The organism is Phenylobacterium sp. (genome assembly GCF_036821595.1).
Taxonomy (GTDB): domain Bacteria; phylum Pseudomonadota; class Alphaproteobacteria; order Caulobacterales; family Caulobacteraceae; genus Phenylobacterium.
This window is the reverse complement of sequence record NZ_DAISJG010000009.1, coordinates 14,590-29,566: the sequence shown is the minus strand read 5'-3', so window position 1 is coordinate 29,566 and position 14,977 is coordinate 14,590. Positions and strand designations below refer to the sequence as shown.

The window sequence follows — 14,977 nt, the reverse complement described above, 5'->3', positions numbered from 1 at the left end:
AGGGCCCTGATACCATGATCCTTACGTCTGCCTGCTTTTCCGCTATGGGAGGGCCATGGCTCAAGCGCCCCAGATCTCCGTCGTGGTCCCCGTCTTCGACGAGGAGGGCGCGGCGCCGGCGCTCGCCCGCGAGATCGCCGCCGCCTTCCAGGGCCGCGATTATGAGATGGTCTTCGTGGACGACGCCAGCCGGGACGGCACCCGCGCGGCGCTGAAGGCGCTGCAGGCGGAGATCCCGCAACTGCGCGTGCTCGCCCACCGCAGCAACTCCGGCCAGAGCCGGTCCATCCGCTCCGGAATCCTCGCGGCCCGGGGCGAGATCATCGTCACCCTCGACGGCGACGGCCAGAACGATCCCGCCGACGGGCCGAAGCTGGTTGACGCGCTGCTGGCGGGGCCGCCGGAGCTGGCCCTGGTCGGCGGCGAGCGGGTGAAGCGGCAGGACAGCCAAGCCAAGAAGCTCGCGTCCCGCATCGGCAACGGGGTGCGCAAGCGGCTCCTGAACGACACCGCCAACGACACCGGCTGCGGGCTCAAGGCCTTCCGCCGCGAGGCCTTCCTCCGGCTCCCCTACTTCGACCACATCCACCGCTACCTGCCGGCGCTGATGCTGCGCGAGGGCTACCAGACGGCGTTCCGGCCGGTGAACCACCGCAACCGTGAGACCGGCGTGTCCAAGTACACCAACTTCGGCCGCCTCGTGGTCTCGGTATCGGACCTGCTGGGCGTGATGTGGCTGCAGTCGCGCGCCCGCAATCCGCAGGGCGTGGACGAGGTCTAGGCCCTCAGGCGGGCACGCGGCCGAGCGTCTCCTTCGCGACCTTCAGACCCTCGTCCATGCGCCCGGCGATGTAGGGCGCCATCTCGTCGGGCAGCACGTCCGCGATCCAGACGAGCCGGCACCTTCCACCGCCCTCGTCCGCCACCTGGAACGACGCGCTGTGGTGGGAGAGCTGCGGGAGTTGGACGGAATAAGCCAGTCGGCGGGCGTCGTGGTCGACGCCCAGGAACAGCTCCTTGACCACCTGGCCATTGTCGAAGGTGACCATGCGCGCGCCGGGAACCAGCTCCACGTTCGTGACGAAGCCGGGGGCGAAGCGGCGGTGCACCGCGCCGAAGTCGGCGACGGCGTCCCACACCGCATCGGCGGGCGCGTCTATCTCCACGTGCCTGATGATGGAGGTCATGGCTCTTCTCCTCTGCTCGAGGTGAAGGCTGCCAGAGGCCGGCTCCGCGCGCTGGCGGGAACCGGACAGGGTCACCCGCCGATGAGCGCCGTGAAGATCAGGGTCACCACGGTGACGTCGACGAAGCGGAAGGCGAATTGAGTCATGGCCGGTCCCGTGGTCGAAGGTTGCGATCACGGTTAAGCAAGTCCCGCGCCAGACGTTCCGGAGCCCCATGGCCCTCTTCTTCGACGCCGACTGGTTCGACGCCCGCCTCGGGGAGCGGGGCCTTTCCCGCCGCCTGCTGGCCGCAGCCACGCAGATGAGCGAGGCGGAGCTCGCCCTGGTGTTCAAGGACCAGCGGGAACTTTCCGCCGGCGAGGTGGCGCTTTTCGCCGAGCTGCTGGGCGTCGAGGCGAAGGAGGTGGCCGACCGCGCCGGGATCTCCACGCCCGTGCCCGGCCAGGCCTCGGCCGCGGAGGCCCGGATCACCGCGCTGGAGCGGCGCGTGGCGGCGCTGGAGGCGGAGCTGCGGCGGCTGAAGGGCGGCTGACGAAGAGCCAGACGGGCTTCCGTCGTCGTCGCCCGTTCGCCGCCACCTGGCGAGCGGGCCAGCATCTGAAGGGGCGGGGCGCGCCCCTCGTGCTGTCGGTGTCTCTTCCGTGGCGGGACGACTGGCCGCGGTGGAAGGAGGTCGTCGAGCCGCGGCCCGGCCGCTTCACCCGTCACCTGGAGCTCAACGCGCCTGCCGAGGTGGACGCGGAGGTCCGCGCGGGTCTGGCCGAAGCGTGGCGCGCGGCGGGTTAGACGTCCGTGCGGGTCAGCCGGCCCTTGCGGGCGCGGCGGTCCTTGGAGCCCGACCACTCGGTGCGCACGTAGCTGGTCTTGGCGTGGTCGAACAGCTCGGCCCCGGCGCGCAGGCCGCGCTTCTGGCCGTCCTGGCCGAGCAGCTGGGCGGCGAACACCGCCTCCCCGTGCGGGCGGGCGTTCCGCGGCGGGACAGCACGGGGTCCGTCCACCGGAACCGGCAGGTTGGCGCCGCGGGTCTCCTGTGTCTCGTCCGGCTCCTCGGCGTCGGGCCGGGCGGCGCGCCGCAACATCGCGGCCCTGCGGATCGGATCAATTCGGGACATCATGCTTACCGAACTGCAAACCATAGGCCGCCGCAAGGTTCCGGCGGAGCTTGCCCACCGGAGGAGCGAAACCGCCCACAGGTTCCGCGGCGCGCGTCCTCAGCGCTTGGCGAGCTTCTCGATCTGGGCCTGCATCTCCTCCATGCGCTTGCGCAGGTCGGCCAGCGCGTCGTCGGCGGCGGGCGCGGCCGGCTCGGTGCGGGCGGCCGGCGCCGGCTCCTCGGGCTTGGTGTAGGCGAAGGGCGAGAACATCTTCATGGCCCGGTCGAAGAGCTGCATGTTCTGGCGGATCTGCTCCTCGTAGGACGGCAGGCCGGCGCCCTGGCCGATGGCCTGGAACTGCTGGCGCATCCGCTCCTGCTGCTGGGCGAAGCTCGCCAGCGACAGCTCGAGGTAGCTGGGCAGGAAGGCCTGCATGGAGTTGCCGTAGAAGCCGATCAGCTGGCGGAGGAACTGGATCGGCAGCAGGCTCTGCCCCTGGCTCTCCTCCTCGAAGATGATCTGGGTGAGGACGGTTCGGGTGATGTCCTCGTTGGTCTTGGCGTCATAGACGACGAAGTCGACGCCCTTCTTCACCATGTCCGCCAGATGCTCCAGCGTGACGTAGCTCGAAGACGCAGTGTTGTAGAGCCGCCGGTTGGCGTACTTCTTGATGACGACGCGCTCGCCTTGGCCCGCGGCGCCGGTCCCTTCGGTGTCGGCCATCCCTGTTCCTTTGCGGCCCCGGGCCGGCTCGGCGGGGGCCTCTTCTGCAGCGCAGTATCGCGGATGCGAGCTTAATGGCAAATGGCTGGCGATTCCGAAGCTTGCACTTGCCCAAGCTTCATACGGGCCTGATATGGACGTCCAGGGCCGCACTCGCGTTCAGGAGCCGCCAATGAGCGACATCGTCATCGTTTCCGCCGCCCGCACGCCCGTGGGCTCGTTCAACGGCGCGCTCTCCAGCCTGCCCGCGCACGAGCTCGGCAAGCTGGCCATCCAGGCGGCGGTCGAGCGGGCCGGGATCCAGCCGTCCGACGTGCAGGAAGTGATCATGGGCCAGGTGCTGCAGGCCGGCGCGGGTCAGGGCCCGGCCCGGCAGGCGGCGATCAACGCCGGAGTGCCGGTGGAGGCGCCCGCCTGGAGCCTCAACCAGCTCTGCGGCTCTGGCCTCCGCGCCGTCGCGCTCGCCGCCCAGCAGATCAAGGACGGGTCGGCCGACATCGTGGTTGCGGGCGGCCAGGAGAGCATGAGTCAGTCGCCGCACGCCGCGAATATCCGCAACGGCCAGAAGATGGGCGACTTCGGCTTCGTCGACACCATGATCAAGGACGGCCTGTGGGACGCCTTCCACGGCTATCACATGGGCCAGACGGCGGAGAACATCGCCGCGCGCTGGCAGATCACCCGCGAGGACCAGGACCGGTTCGCCGTCACCTCGCAGAACCGCGCCGAGGCCGCCCAGAAGGCCGGCAAGTTCGCCGACGAGATCGTCCCGGTGACCATCAAGGGCCGCAAGGGCGACACGGTGGTGGACCAGGACGAGTACGTCCGTCACGGGGCCACCCTGGAGAGCGTCTCCGGACTGCGCCCCGCCTTCACCAAGGACGGCTCGGTGACCGCGGCCAACGCCTCCGGCATCAACGACGGGGCCGCGGCCCTCGTGCTGATGAGCGCCGAGGAGGCGAAGAAGCGCGGCCTGAAGCCGCTGGCCCGCATCGCCTCCTGGGCGCACGCGGGTGTCGAACCCGAGATCATGGGGACCGGCCCGATCCCGGCCAGCCGCAAGGCGCTGGAGAAGGCGGGCTGGAGCGTGGGCGACCTGGACCTCGTGGAGTCCAACGAGGCCTTCGCCGCCCAGTCGATCTGCGTCGTCCGCGATCTGGGCCTGGACCCGGAGAAAGTGAACGTCAACGGCGGCGCCATCGCCATCGGCCACCCGATCGGGGCCTCGGGCGCCCGCATCCTGACCACCCTGCTGCACGAGATGAAGCGCTCGGGCGCGTCCAAGGGCCTGGCCACGCTCTGCGTCGGCGGCGGCATGGGCGTGGCCATGTGCGTCGAGCAGGTCTGAGCTTTAGATCCGCGGAGCGCCGGCAGGAACCGGCGCCCGCTCACATAGGGAGTTGCGGATGGCCAGGGTTGCGCTGGTCACGGGTGGGACCCGTGGCATCGGTCGGGCGATCGTCGAGCGGCTGAAGGCCGACGGGATGAAGGTCGCGGCCGGCTACTCCGGCAACGACGCCGCGGCGGAGGCTTGCGCCCGCGAGCTCGGCGTCATGGTCGTGAAGGGCAACGTCGGGAACTTCGCCGACTGCCAGCACGCGGCCGAGAAGGTCGCCGCCGAACTCGGGCCCATCGATGTGTTGGTCAACAACGCCGGCATCACCCGCGACGGGGTCTTCCACCGCATGGGCTCCGAGCAGTGGAGCGAGGTGATCCGGGTGAACATGGACTCGCTGTTCAACATGACCCGCCAGGTGATCGAGGGGATGCGCGAACGCGAATGGGGCCGGATCATCAACATCAGCTCGATCAACGGCCAGAAGGGCCAGGTGGGGCAGACCAACTATTCGGCGGCCAAGGCCGGTATGATCGGCTTCACCAAGGCGCTGGCGCTCGAGAACGCCAAGAAGGGCATCACGGTGAACTGCATCGCGCCCGGCTACATCGACACCGACATGGTGCAGGCGGTGCCGCCGAAGGTGCTGGAGAGCATCATCGCGCAGATCCCCGTGGGCCGGCTGGGTCGCGACGACGAGATCGCCGACATGGTCTCGTTCCTGGCCGGCGAACGGGCCGGCTACGTGACGGGCTCGACGCTGACGCTGAACGGCGGTCAGTATATGGCCTGACGGCGCCTGGTCAGGTCCAAAAAGCGCCCCAGTCGGACGGCATCTGATCTTCGGTCATGACGGGCGAGCCAGCGGCGTTTCTCAGAGGGTTACTCGCAGCAGCGATCTGCGCCCTCGCCGTAGGTGTCTCCGACGCCTCCGCCCAGCCCGGCAACCTGCGCGACGGCCTGTTCGGCCGGCGGGCGCCGGACGGCCGCCAGTTCAGCGCCCCGCCGGTCGCGCGCTACGTCTCGGAAGACGGCGTGGGCTTCGTCTTCGACCGCAGCCAGAAGCGGCCGCTCCTCAAGTTCGACAACAGCCCCGAGGTCTGGGCGCTGCATCCGCAGCCCGCGCCGCGGGGCGACGTGATCTACAAGAACGACCTCGGCGCGCCGGTGCTGCGCGCCACCCGGCTGGGCGGCGTCACCGTCTTCACCGAGCGGCGGCCGGACGGCTCGGCGGCGGCCCTGGCCGGCGACGGGACGCCCCTGCGCCTCGCGCCGCTGGGACCCCAGGCCCTGCTGGAGAAGCTCGCCCAGGCCAGCGCGCGCGCGAGCCGGGCGGCGCGGCGGCTGATCCCGTTCGACGCCGAGGCGACGCCCGCCTCCTCGGCCCTGATCGCGGACGCGGCGGTGGTCACCAGCGAGGCCGTGGTGCGGATGAGCCGGACGCCGCGCTCCCGGGGTCTCCTCGACCGGATCCGCCGGGTGCGGCTGGTGGAGGGGCGTCACGCGGGCGCGGAGATCACCAACGGCACCCTGCTGATCATGGTCGCCCCGCAGCAGGGTCTGGCCGGCCGGCCCTCCTCGGAGCGGATCGTGGCCGTGACCAACACGCCGGGCGACCGCTAGGGCCGGGCCGCCGCGGGCGGGGTCGCTATCCCCTGAACACGTCCTTGGCGGCGCGGACCGCGGCGAAGGCCTCGTAGTCCTGCTTGCCCTCGGCGCCCAGGCGGGCGGCGAGATGCGGGGCGCGCAGGAACGGGTTGGTGGCCTTCTCCAGGCCGATGGTCGTCGGCACGGTCGGCTCGCCCCGTTCCCGCGCGGCGAACACCGCCTCGGCCCGGGCCTTCAGCGCCGGATCGTCGTCCACCGACAGCGCGAAGCGGGCGTTCGAGGCGGTGTACTCGTGCGCGCAGTAGACCCGGGTGTCGTCGGGCAGGGCGGCCAGCCGCTGCAGGCTGTCCCACATCTGGTCGGGCTTTCCCTCGAACAGCCGCCCGCAACCGAGGGCGAACAGGGTGTCGCCGACGAAGGCGATGCGGTCGTCGGCGTCGTGGTAGGCCACGTGGCCCAGGGTGTGGCCGCCGGACTCGATCACCTCGAAGCGCGTCTCCCCCAGCATGACGTGGTCGCCGCCGCGCACCTCCCGGTCGAGCGCCGAGATCCGGGTGACCTCGGCCGGGCCCACGATCGTCGCGCCGGTGGCGGCCTTGATGTCGGCGTTGCCGCCGGCGTGGTCAGGGTGCCAGTGAGTGTTGAGGATCAGCGCCAGCCTCCAGCCCAGCTTGGCCAGCTCGCGCAGGATCGCCCCGGCCTCGGGGGTGTCCACGCAGGCCGCGAGCCCCGTCGCCTCGTCGCGGGCCAGGAAGCCGTAGTTGTCGGAGAGGCAGGGGAACTGGTGGACGGTGAGCGGCATCTCTGGATCCTCCCGCGCGACATCTCTCGCCCTGTCGATTTAGGTTGGCGGCAACCGTTAGTCGAGCATAGCCAAGGGCCCATGCGCCGCGACGTCCTCGAGCTTCGCCAGTTCTACGCCTCCCCGCTGGGGCAGGCGGCGCGCGCCATGGTCAGCCGCAAGGTGCTGGAGGCCTGGGGCGACGCCCATGGCCTGGACGTGCTGGCGCTCGGCTACGCGACCCCGTTCGTGGCGCCCCTGCAGCCCGCCGCGCGCCGGGTGGTGGCCGCCATGCCGGCGCAGCAGGGGGTGGAGGTGTGGCCCGCGGCCCGCAACCTGGCGACCCTGGCGGCCGAGGACGCCCTGCCGTTCCCCAACGCCCTGTTCGACCGGATCCTGCTCGTCCACGCGGTGGAGGAGAGCCCCGACCCCGTCGCCCTGCTGCGCGAGGTCTGGCGGGTGCTCGCGCCGTCCGGCCGCGTGGTCGTCGCGGTGGCGGCGCGCAACGGCCTTTGGGCAGACGCCGAGAAGACGCCGTTCGGCCATGGCCGGCCCTACAGCCGCAGCCAGCTCGCCGAGCTCCTGCGCGACGCCGAACTGGAGCCCTCCGGCTGGACGCGCGCCCTGTACGTGCCGCCGATCGGCTGGATGGCCGGCTGGGCGGAGGGGTTCGAGCAGGTGGGCTCGCGCCTGTGGCCGGGGTTCGCCGGCCTCGTGCTCATGGAGGCGGTGAAGCAGACCTTCGCGGTGAAGCCCAAGGGCGTGCGCGCCCGGGCGGCCCGGCCGGTGCTGGTCCCCGCCCGGGGCGTGGCGCCCGCCTCGCGCGCGAGGTGACCTGGAACGCCCGGCCTGAAATCGGGGTTCTTGTGGAGCAGGACACAACGAGGCCGCCATGCGACCCCATGAACCGCGCAGCTTCGAAGGCCCCGGCGACATCAACCTCGACGATCCCGACGAGGTGAACTACTGGGCCGAGCGGCTGGAGGCGACGCCCGAGGAGCTTGCCGAGGCCGTGCAGAAGGTCGGGCCCAACCGCACCGCGGTGGGCCTCTACCTCGGCGGGCAGCCCTGATCAGCCGGCGCTCGAGATCCCGTCCGGCAGCCCGTTGGTCATCGGCGGGGCGGGGCAGTTCCCGGCCCTGGCCTGGACCACATAGAACAGCGCCCGGCCCTCCACGTAGCGGTAGCGCTCGGACATGGCGTTGGTCTCCTCGCCGGTGATCAGGCTCTGGGCGGAAGACGGCGGCGCCGCGCCGGTGGGCCCGGCCGTGGGCGCCAGCGCCTGCTGGTTCCAGCGGGACAGCGCCGGCATGCAGGCGGCGACCACCGCGCCGGCCACCTGGTCGGCCGGGTCCTCGGAGCGGGCGAGCGCATAGCCCCAGCGGTGCAGGCAGTCGTCCATGGCCGCCGACGGCCCGGCCGGCGCCGCGACGGGCGCGGCCTGGCCGTCCTGGCCCGTCTGGGCGCCGGCGAAGGGGATGCAGAGGCGCGCGCCTCCGCTCCCGCCCCGGCGGTCGTCGTCATCGTCGCTGCACGCGGCGAGCGCCAGGGCGGAGAGGGCCAGCGCGGCCGTCAGTCTGCGTCCGGCCATGGCGTCTACCGGCAGACCTGGGTGGGTGCGTACACGAGCTCGCCCCACTGGTTGTAGTAGCCCCGCGTCTCCATCCGGCAGGTCGGCGTGTAGCTCGCGTAGCGCGCCCGGGAAGGGGTCGCGCGATAGGAACTGCGCGAGGATGCGCGATAGGCGCGGCGGTTGTTGTTGCAGTTGCTCTTGGCCACCTGGCGGCCGACCAGCGCGCCGACGCCGGCGCCCAGGACGGTGCCCTCGGTGCGCGCGCCGCGGCCGGCGACCGCGTTGCCGAGCAGGCCGCCGGCGAGGCCGCCGACCACCGTGCCGGTGGTCTTGCAGCCCGCATAGGCGGGGGTGGCGGCGGGGGCGGCGATCAGGGCCGCCACGCCCGTCGCGAGAAGGATCCGGCGCATGTCTCTCTCCTCTGGCTGGAGCCTCGCGCCTTGAGGCTCGACGAGAGAGAACGCGCGTCGGGGCGGTTTTGTGCCCGCCCTAGGTCGGCCAGTCGACAAAGCCGTGCTTGGCCATCCAGACGAGGCCGAGCTCGAGCGACCGCCTGCGCTCCACGGGGAAGGCGAGCAGCACCTCGCGGACCGTGCGCGCCTTTCCCGAGGCGATCAGCTCCAGCGCGCGCGCGCATTCCTCCGTGCCGACGCGCCAACTGGCGAAGGCCTGGTCGAGCGGCAAGGCGGCGCTGCGGGCCAGTTCCTCGGCCGATCCGGGTGTCGCGGAGAGCGGCTGGTCGTGCTCCAGCGTGCGGGTGGCGAAACCGCGGAAGGCCCGGAAGGGGTCGCCCTTCACCGGGTTCATCCGGTGTCGCGCGGCCGGGTCGGGCGCCGCCTTGCGGATCGCCGCAAGCTCCTCGATCAGGGCGCGATACTGCGCCGCCACCACCGGCCAGTCGAAGGCCGCCCGGACCCGCGCGCGGCCCGCCCGGCCCATCATCCGGCGCAACTCCGGCTGGGCGATCAGTTCGGCGAGCGCCCGGGCCGCCCGGCCGACGTGGACGGCCGTGTACTGGGCGACGGCGCCCACATAGGCCTGGTAGATGTCCGCCTCGAGGCTGTGGCGCAGGACCATGGTGTCGCCCAGGCCGCCCGCCGGCGCGAGCAGGGTCGGGATCAGGAAGGCCTCGGCGCCGTCGCGCATGGTGTAGCGATAGCCGTCCCAGTCACTGGCCACCACCGGCAGGCCCGCGGCCATGGCCTCCAGCGGCGTGATGCCAAAGGTCTCCTGGATGTTGTCCACCAGGGACAGGAAGATGTCGGCCGCGGCCCACAGCTCGCCCAGCAGTTCGCGGTCGTTGCCGTCCACGAACGAGACGCCCAGGTCCGGGGCATGGGCGGCGACCACCTCCCCGAAGAGTTCGCGGTCGCGGTCGCTCGGAAACCAGCCGGCCATGACGAAGCGCACCCTGGCCCCCGTGGCGCGCGCGGCGTCCCGCGCCGCCTTCAGCATCGGCTGCGGGAAGGCCTTCTCGAAATAGGAAAGCCGGCCGACCCAGAGGACCAGGATGTCGTCCTCCCCCAGGTCGAGGCCCGCGCGCCGGCGGGCGCGGATCTCCGGCCGGTCGGCGAGGCGCGCGAAGCGCTCGGCGTCCACCCCAAGGGGAATGATCGGCAGGGCCACCTGCGGGGGGGCGCTTCCGCCGGTCCGCTCCGCCAGGTGCTCGCCCCACTCGGCGAACATCTCGGTCAGCCCGTCGCGGACGCTGGGCGAGGTGCAGATGATCGCGTCCCAGGGATGGGCCGGCCCGACGCTGGCCATGGCCATGACCTGGCGCATGGCCGGCGGGGCGAGGGTGTGGGCGAGGCCGAGCAGGCTGTAGGCCCGGTCCCCCACGGCGCGGCGCCGCAGCCAGGACAGCTCGTACAGATCCGGCTGGCCGCGCAGCAGCGCGCCGGCGGCCACGGGAATTCCCTGGTTCAGCACCGCCCCGGCGCTGATCCGCGTGGCGCAGGGGCGTCCCTCCAGCAGCTCCCGCGCCACCTCCTCGTCCGTGCCCGGACGGAGGCTGAGGACCGACAGCTCCTGGAAGCCGCCGTGGAGAGCGAGCGCCCGGTAGAGCTCCAGGTTCGCCACGTCCTTGCCGAACGGATTGCCGTGGAGCCCAAGGTGTCCGGGGGGGTGGAATACGGCAAGCCTGTCACTCATGCGGTCAGACTATGCCGCCGGCCCACGGTGCGAGAAGGCTTTTGCGCGCCGCGCCGACCGGCTAGGCAGGCGCGGTCGGCCGAAGAGAGGGTGCGGTTTGAGCCTGGCGTCCCTGACGCGCACGGAGTTCCGGACGGAGCTGGGCACGGTCCCCCTGTGGCACGCGCCGGGTGCGCTGGCGTCAGGTCGGCCCGTGCTGGTCACCGTCACCGGGGCCTTCGCGACGGCCGACACCATGAGCAAGATGCAGAGCGTGGTGGGCGGGGCCTGTGACTGCTTCCTCATGCACCTGCCGGGCAACCACACGCCCGCGCTGCGCGAGGCTTCGGTGGCCGCTTACGCCGAGGCGCTGCAGGCGGTGATCGGCGAGGCCTTCGCCGACCGGCCGGTCGTGCTCGTGGGTGTCTCCATCGGAGCGCTGGTGGCCCTGGGGGTACGCGCGCCGCAGGTCCGCCGGGTGGTGGCGGTGGAGCCGCCCCTGGCCACCGGCAAGCTCTGGCCGATGCTCGGGCCGCTCGCCCAGAAGGTCGCCGCCGCCCCCGACGACGCGGACCTGCGCGACTTCGCCGCCGGGGTGTTCGGCGTGACGACGGAGGGCTTCGAGGACCGGCGCTACGTCCACCTGTTCGACGGCCTGGACGCGCCCGTGGACGTGGTGGCGGGCGACCGGCCGCTGATGCCGGAGCGGCCCTGCGACACCTATCCGAGCTTCGTGGACGAGCCCGAGCGGGATTTCCTCCGCGGCCTGCCGAACGTCGTCCTGCACGTGGCGCCGGGCGCCGGGCACAACGTCCCCTTCCAGTCGCCCATGGCCCTGAAGGCGGTGCTGCTGGACGCCCTCCTCGACGTCGGCGGCGTCCCGCCGCTGTCCGACGCCGACCGGGCGCTGCTCTCCCGCGCACCGATCGGGGCGGGCAGGCTGCTCTACGTCGGCGGCGCGCCCACGGCCTTCGCGGCCGACTACCGCCGCCGCACGCCCTGGGCGGTGGTGACGGCGGCGGACAGTCTCGCCGCCGCGCCCGCCGGACCGTTCGACCTGGTGGTGCTGGAGCGGCCCGCCGAGGAAGGACCGGAGGCCCTGGCCCGCCTGCTCGCCCCGGATGGCGGCGTGCTCGCCACCGTCGACGCCCGGGGTTCCGTCGCCTTCGACCAGGCCCCGCTCGCCGTGGTCCGCCTGACCCCGCCGGCCGCCGACGGCGAGGCGTTCGACGACCGCGCCGCCGACCTCTGGCCGCTCGTGCGAGACGGCGCGGCCCCGCCCGGCCCCTTGGTGGTGCTGGCGAGGCCGCGCCCGGTGCCGGAGCCCCTGTTCCTGCGCGCGGCCACCTTCGCGCCGCGGCTGATGGACATCCGCACCCGCCTTCCGGCCCAGGCGCTGCGCAACGACCCCGACCTCGTGGTGGCGCTGAGCGGGCCGAAGTTCAGCGTCAGCGACCTCCCCGTCGATGCGCCCAAGGTGCTGGTCCTGCAGCGGCCCGCCCTGCTGGGCGCGGAGGCCTGGCGCAAGGCCCTGGCGGAGAGCCTGAGGGGTGGCTGGGTCGTGGTCATGGAGTTCGACGACCACCCCGAACTGGTGGCCGAGGTGAAGGGCGAGGCGGTGACCGAGGAGAGCTGGGCCCGCTTCGGCTACGTCCACGCCGTACAGACCTCGACCCCCGCCCTCGCGGGGGCGTTCGGCGCCCACAATCCGGAGGTGCGGGTCTTCCCCAACTGCGCCTTCGAGCTGGAGCCGTTCCCGCGCACCCCGGCGCCGTGGCGGGTGTTCTACGGCGCCGCCCTCCGCGGCCCCTTCGCCGCCCAGGTCGCCGCCAGCCTCGGGCCCGTGGCCGCGGCCCACCCGGAGGTGGAGTGGCTGGTGGTCGGAGACCGGAGCGTGTTCGACGCCCTGCCCGCGGCACGCAAGGAGTTCGTCCCTTACGTTCCGTACGAGGAATACCTGCGGCTGATGGGGACCTGCGCCGTCTCCCTCTCGCCGATCGAGGGGCGCCGCCACCAGGACACCAAGAGCGACGTGAAGTTCGTCGAGGCGGCCGCCCGCGGCGTGCTGACGATCGCCTCGCCGACCATCTACGCCGAGACCATCCGGCACGGCCAGACGGGGCTGATCGCCGAGCGGGTGGGGGACTGGGCGCCGCTGCTGGCGGGCGTCCTGGCCGACGAGCGCCGCCGCCAGATCATGGCCCGCGACGCCTGGGAGGAGGTCCGCGCCCGGCGGATGTTCGCCCGCCAGGCCCCCGAGCGCATCGCCTGGTACCGCAGCCTCTGGGGGCGCCGGGAGGCCCTGACGGCTGGGCTGATGGAGCGCCTGCCGGGCCTGCGCGAGGCGGTGGGCGGCTAGAGTTCGCCGGTCGCCTGCAGCGCCTGCAGGCGCGTGCCTTCCCTGGCCACGCGCGCCGTGGCCGCCGCCGAGGCCTCGTCCCAGCAGGCGCGGAAGGCGTCGTCGAACACGTCCCGCTCGCCCGCCTGGATCTTCGCCTTCAGCGCCGGATGGCCGGCGGTGAACAGGCCGAGCTCCGGGATCCGGCCCAGCCAGTTGGGATAGGCGACCTCCAGCCGTCCAAGCCCCGCCAGGGCCTGCTCCGGCGTCAGCCGGCCGCCGGCGAACTCGCCGCGCAGGAACAGCTCCCACTCGAACAGGCCCTTGTGGAACAGGGGATGGAAACCGGGCGTGGAGTTCTGGTTGGCGTGGCGCCGGAACTGGCTGACGGTCTTGCCGATGCCCACCGCAGGGCCCTTGCGGCTGGCGTTCAGGAAGAAGGCGACGTCGGTGAGCGACTCGACCGGCATCCCGTTGTAGGCGAGGAGGTCGTCGAGAACGAGGCCGGCCGCCCGGTTCATCAGCAGGTTGCAGTACTCGCCGATCAGGTTGCGGACCGTCGAGACGGTGAGCTCCGCCATCTTCTCCGGTTCGAGCACGGCGACCTTGCCGGCTCCCAGCAGGCGGGGCTCGGCAGTGACCCGGCCGCCGTCGTCGATGATGTCCCGGTGGCCGAAGACGAAGGAGGCGCGAGGGTGGGCCTCCATCTGGGCGACCAGCTCGGGCAGGGCGTGCGGCAGCAGCAGGTCGTCGTCGAACAGGTACTTGATCAGGTCGTGCCGGGCCATCTCCCAGAGCTGGCGGGCGTTGGCGGCGCCGCCCTCGCGTCCGGCCGTGCGGGAATAGCGGATGCGGGGGTCGGCGAAGCGGTCGACGACCGCCTTCACCTCGTCTCCGGCGCTGTCGTCGTTCACCAGCAGTTCGTAGTCCTCGTAGCCCTGCGCCAGCACGCTGGCGATGGCCTGACCGACGTACTTGGCCCGATAGGCGGGGATCAGGACGCTGACGCTCATCGCTGGCCGCACCGCACACGGATCACGCCGCAGATCGCCGCGATGTCGTCCTCGCTCACGCTGGAGCCGGTGGGCAGGACCAGCACGCGCGCGGCGACCTGGTTGGTCGCCGGCAGGTGGACGTCGGCCCAGGGGAAAAGGTCACGATAGGGCTTCATGCGGTGGCAGCCGGGCCAGAAGTACTTCCGGGCCAGGACGTTTTCGGCGTTGAGGGCCTCGACCAGCGCGTCGCGGGTGGCGCCGGCCTCGGGCCCGATTTCCGCGACGACGTACTGGAAGTTGTTGCGCTCCGCCGGATCGAAGGTCAGCAGGCTCACGCCCGGTATGCCTTCCAGTCCACGGCCGTAGGCGGCGTGGTTGCGGGCGTTGGTCTCGATCAGGCCGTCGATCCCGGCGAGGTTCACCAGCCCCATGGCGGCGCAGGCCTCGACCATCTTGCCGTTGGTGCCGGGGTGTATGACGTCGTCGTAGCCCACGAAGCCGAAGTTGCGCATCAGGCGCAGCGCCTGGGCGAGCTCGTCGTCGTTGGTGGCGACCGCTCCCCCCTCCAGGCTGTTGAGGAACTTGGTGGCGTGGAAGCTGAACACCTCGCAGGACCCGAACCCGCCCACGCGCCGGCCGCCGCGCGTGACGCCGAAGGCGTGGGCGGCGTCGTACATCAGCTTCAGGCCGTGCCGGTCGGCGAGGGCCTGCAGCGCCTCGGTGGGCGCGGTCCGGCCCCACAGGTGCACGCCGATGATCCCGGTCGTCCGTGGCGTGATCATCCGCTCGACGGACGCCGGGTCCAGGCAGTGGGTCGCCGGGTCGATGTCGGCGAACACCGGGGTCAGGCCCTGCCAGTAGACCGCGTGCGCGGTGGCGATGAAGGTGTAGGACGGGACGATCACCTCGCCGGTCAGTCCCAGCGCCCGGATGGCGATCTCCAGCGCGATCGTGGCGTTGCAGACCACCACCACGTGCTTCACGTCCAGGCTCTCGGCCAGCCGGGCCTCGAACTCGTGCACCATGGGGCCGTTGTTCGTCAGCCAGCCGCTGTCCAGCATGGCCTCGATCTTCGCCAGGTAGAGCTCGCGGTCGGCGACGTTCGGGCGGCCCACGTGCAGCGGCTCGGCGAAGGCGGGCGGTGCGCCGTTGATCGCCAGGTCGGCGGGGCCCTGGACAGGCTTGCGCGGGGTCTCGGCTCTCAAGGACGCC

17 protein-coding genes are annotated in these 14,977 nt (G+C 72.2%); 8 read left to right on the top strand and 9 right to left on the bottom strand.

Annotation, left to right across the window (positions count from 1 at the left end):
* Positions 1 to 55 precede the first annotated feature (55 nt).
* Complete coding sequence (locus tag V7Z97_RS07050) at positions 56 to 781, top strand: glycosyltransferase family 2 protein (RefSeq protein WP_334162378.1); 726 nt, start codon at positions 56 to 58, stop codon at positions 779 to 781.
* 4 nt (positions 782 to 785) lie between these two features.
* Here the strand turns inward: V7Z97_RS07050 and V7Z97_RS07045 are convergent, their stop codons facing one another.
* Positions 786 to 1,187 (bottom strand): SRPBCC family protein, encoded by a 402-nt coding sequence (locus V7Z97_RS07045; protein WP_334162377.1) that lies wholly within the window; start codon positions 1,185 to 1,187, stop codon positions 786 to 788.
* Between the two features lie 214 nt (positions 1,188 to 1,401).
* Between V7Z97_RS07045 and V7Z97_RS07040 the strand changes: the two genes are divergently transcribed.
* The gene (locus V7Z97_RS07040) at positions 1,402 to 1,719 is read left to right on the top strand and encodes a helix-turn-helix domain-containing protein (protein WP_334162375.1); all 318 of its coding nucleotides are present in this window, start codon (positions 1,402 to 1,404) and stop codon (positions 1,717 to 1,719) included.
* A 250-nt stretch (positions 1,720 to 1,969) separates the two neighbouring features.
* Here V7Z97_RS07040 and V7Z97_RS07035 read toward each other — a convergent pair whose 3' ends face one another.
* A complete protein-coding gene (locus V7Z97_RS07035; protein ID WP_334162373.1) occupies positions 1,970 to 2,266 on the bottom strand; it encodes a hypothetical protein in 297 nt (98 codons plus the stop codon).
* Positions 2,267 to 2,398: 132 nt separating this feature from the next.
* The gene (phaR, locus tag V7Z97_RS07030; protein ID WP_334162371.1) at positions 2,399 to 3,004 is read right to left on the bottom strand and encodes a polyhydroxyalkanoate synthesis repressor PhaR; all 606 of its coding nucleotides are present in this window, start codon (positions 3,002 to 3,004) and stop codon (positions 2,399 to 2,401) included.
* Positions 3,005 to 3,176: 172 nt separating this feature from the next.
* Here phaR and V7Z97_RS07025 point away from each other — a divergent pair, with 172 nt between their 5' ends.
* From V7Z97_RS07025 to V7Z97_RS07015, 3 genes are read left to right on the top strand one after another with little or no spacing between them, the layout of a single operon-like run.
* A complete protein-coding gene (locus tag V7Z97_RS07025; protein ID WP_334162369.1) occupies positions 3,177 to 4,352 on the top strand; it encodes an acetyl-CoA C-acetyltransferase in 1,176 nt (391 codons plus the stop codon).
* A gap of 58 nt (positions 4,353 to 4,410) precedes the next feature.
* The gene (locus V7Z97_RS07020; RefSeq protein WP_334162368.1) at positions 4,411 to 5,133 is read left to right on the top strand and encodes a beta-ketoacyl-ACP reductase; all 723 of its coding nucleotides are present in this window, start codon (positions 4,411 to 4,413) and stop codon (positions 5,131 to 5,133) included.
* 56 nt (positions 5,134 to 5,189) lie between these two features.
* Positions 5,190 to 5,963, top strand: coding sequence for a DUF4908 domain-containing protein (locus V7Z97_RS07015; RefSeq protein ID WP_334162367.1), 774 nt, complete (start codon positions 5,190 to 5,192; stop codon positions 5,961 to 5,963).
* Positions 5,964 to 5,988: 25 nt separating this feature from the next.
* Here the strand turns inward: V7Z97_RS07015 and gloB are convergent, their stop codons facing one another.
* Positions 5,989 to 6,750 carry a hydroxyacylglutathione hydrolase gene (gloB, locus tag V7Z97_RS07010; protein WP_334162365.1) on the bottom strand — a complete coding sequence of 254 codons (762 nt, stop codon included), beginning with the start codon at positions 6,748 to 6,750 and terminating at the stop codon, positions 5,989 to 5,991.
* An 81-nt stretch (positions 6,751 to 6,831) separates the two neighbouring features.
* On the opposite strand from gloB, the gene V7Z97_RS07005 reads away from it, so the two are divergent.
* Complete coding sequence (locus V7Z97_RS07005) at positions 6,832 to 7,563, top strand: class I SAM-dependent methyltransferase (RefSeq protein ID WP_334162364.1); 732 nt, start codon at positions 6,832 to 6,834, stop codon at positions 7,561 to 7,563.
* A gap of 58 nt (positions 7,564 to 7,621) precedes the next feature.
* Positions 7,622 to 7,801 carry a DUF3606 domain-containing protein gene (locus V7Z97_RS07000; RefSeq protein ID WP_334162363.1) on the top strand — a complete coding sequence of 60 codons (180 nt, stop codon included), beginning with the start codon at positions 7,622 to 7,624 and terminating at the stop codon, positions 7,799 to 7,801.
* Here V7Z97_RS07000 and V7Z97_RS06995 read toward each other — a convergent pair whose 3' ends face one another.
* The 3 genes from V7Z97_RS06995 to V7Z97_RS06985 form a co-directional block, all read right to left on the bottom strand.
* On the bottom strand, positions 7,802 to 8,320 hold the full coding sequence (locus V7Z97_RS06995) for a hypothetical protein (protein ID WP_334162362.1): 519 nt from the start codon (positions 8,318 to 8,320) through the stop codon (positions 7,802 to 7,804).
* A gap of 5 nt (positions 8,321 to 8,325) precedes the next feature.
* A complete protein-coding gene (locus V7Z97_RS06990; protein ID WP_334162360.1) occupies positions 8,326 to 8,712 on the bottom strand; it encodes a glycine zipper 2TM domain-containing protein in 387 nt (128 codons plus the stop codon).
* A gap of 79 nt (positions 8,713 to 8,791) precedes the next feature.
* Complete coding sequence (locus V7Z97_RS06985; RefSeq protein ID WP_334162358.1) at positions 8,792 to 10,453, bottom strand: glycosyltransferase family 4 protein; 1,662 nt, start codon at positions 10,451 to 10,453, stop codon at positions 8,792 to 8,794.
* 97 nt (positions 10,454 to 10,550) lie between these two features.
* Between V7Z97_RS06985 and V7Z97_RS06980 the strand changes: the two genes are divergently transcribed.
* Positions 10,551 to 12,791: an alpha/beta fold hydrolase gene (locus V7Z97_RS06980; protein ID WP_334162357.1), complete on the top strand. Its 2,241-nt coding sequence runs from the start codon at positions 10,551 to 10,553 to the stop codon at positions 12,789 to 12,791.
* On the opposite strand, the gene V7Z97_RS06975 is transcribed toward V7Z97_RS06980, so the two are convergent.
* Together V7Z97_RS06975 and V7Z97_RS06970 are read right to left on the bottom strand one after the other, a co-directional pair.
* Positions 12,788 to 13,783 (bottom strand): glycosyltransferase family 2 protein, encoded by a 996-nt coding sequence (locus V7Z97_RS06975; protein ID WP_334162355.1) that lies wholly within the window; start codon positions 13,781 to 13,783, stop codon positions 12,788 to 12,790. The genes V7Z97_RS06980 and V7Z97_RS06975 overlap by 4 nt on opposite strands.
* Positions 13,780 to 14,970 carry a DegT/DnrJ/EryC1/StrS family aminotransferase gene (locus tag V7Z97_RS06970; RefSeq protein ID WP_334162354.1) on the bottom strand — a complete coding sequence of 397 codons (1,191 nt, stop codon included), beginning with the start codon at positions 14,968 to 14,970 and terminating at the stop codon, positions 13,780 to 13,782. Before V7Z97_RS06970 ends, V7Z97_RS06975 begins: the two co-directional genes overlap by 4 nt.
* Positions 14,971 to 14,977 lie beyond the last annotated feature (7 nt).

Bases quoted from the DNA above. Each gene is read 5' to 3' on its own strand.
- V7Z97_RS06995 (WP_334162362.1), bottom strand. From the start codon at position 8,320: ATGGCCGGACGCAGACTGACGGCCGCGCTGGCCCTCTCCGCCCTGGCG.
- V7Z97_RS07025 (WP_334162369.1), top strand. From the start codon at position 3,177: ATGAGCGACATCGTCATCGTTTCCGCCGCCCGCACGCCCGTGGGCTCG.
- V7Z97_RS07005 (WP_334162364.1), top strand. From the start codon at position 6,832: ATGCGCCGCGACGTCCTCGAGCTTCGCCAGTTCTACGCCTCCCCGCTG.
- V7Z97_RS07045 (WP_334162377.1), bottom strand. From the start codon at position 1,187: ATGACCTCCATCATCAGGCACGTGGAGATAGACGCGCCCGCCGATGCG.
- V7Z97_RS07015 (WP_334162367.1), top strand. From the start codon at position 5,190: ATGACGGGCGAGCCAGCGGCGTTTCTCAGAGGGTTACTCGCAGCAGCG.
- V7Z97_RS07000 (WP_334162363.1), top strand. From the start codon at position 7,622: ATGCGACCCCATGAACCGCGCAGCTTCGAAGGCCCCGGCGACATCAAC.
- phaR (WP_334162371.1), bottom strand. From the start codon at position 3,004: ATGGCCGACACCGAAGGGACCGGCGCCGCGGGCCAAGGCGAGCGCGTC.
- V7Z97_RS06990 (WP_334162360.1), bottom strand. From the start codon at position 8,712: ATGCGCCGGATCCTTCTCGCGACGGGCGTGGCGGCCCTGATCGCCGCC.
- V7Z97_RS06985 (WP_334162358.1), bottom strand. From the start codon at position 10,453: ATGAGTGACAGGCTTGCCGTATTCCACCCCCCCGGACACCTTGGGCTC.
- V7Z97_RS06975 (WP_334162355.1), bottom strand. From the start codon at position 13,783: ATGAGCGTCAGCGTCCTGATCCCCGCCTATCGGGCCAAGTACGTCGGT.
- V7Z97_RS07040 (WP_334162375.1), top strand. From the start codon at position 1,402: ATGGCCCTCTTCTTCGACGCCGACTGGTTCGACGCCCGCCTCGGGGAG.
- V7Z97_RS07050 (WP_334162378.1), top strand. From the start codon at position 56: ATGGCTCAAGCGCCCCAGATCTCCGTCGTGGTCCCCGTCTTCGACGAG.
- V7Z97_RS07035 (WP_334162373.1), bottom strand. From the start codon at position 2,266: ATGTTGCGGCGCGCCGCCCGGCCCGACGCCGAGGAGCCGGACGAGACA.
- V7Z97_RS07020 (WP_334162368.1), top strand. From the start codon at position 4,411: ATGGCCAGGGTTGCGCTGGTCACGGGTGGGACCCGTGGCATCGGTCGG.
- gloB (WP_334162365.1), bottom strand. From the start codon at position 6,750: ATGCCGCTCACCGTCCACCAGTTCCCCTGCCTCTCCGACAACTACGGC.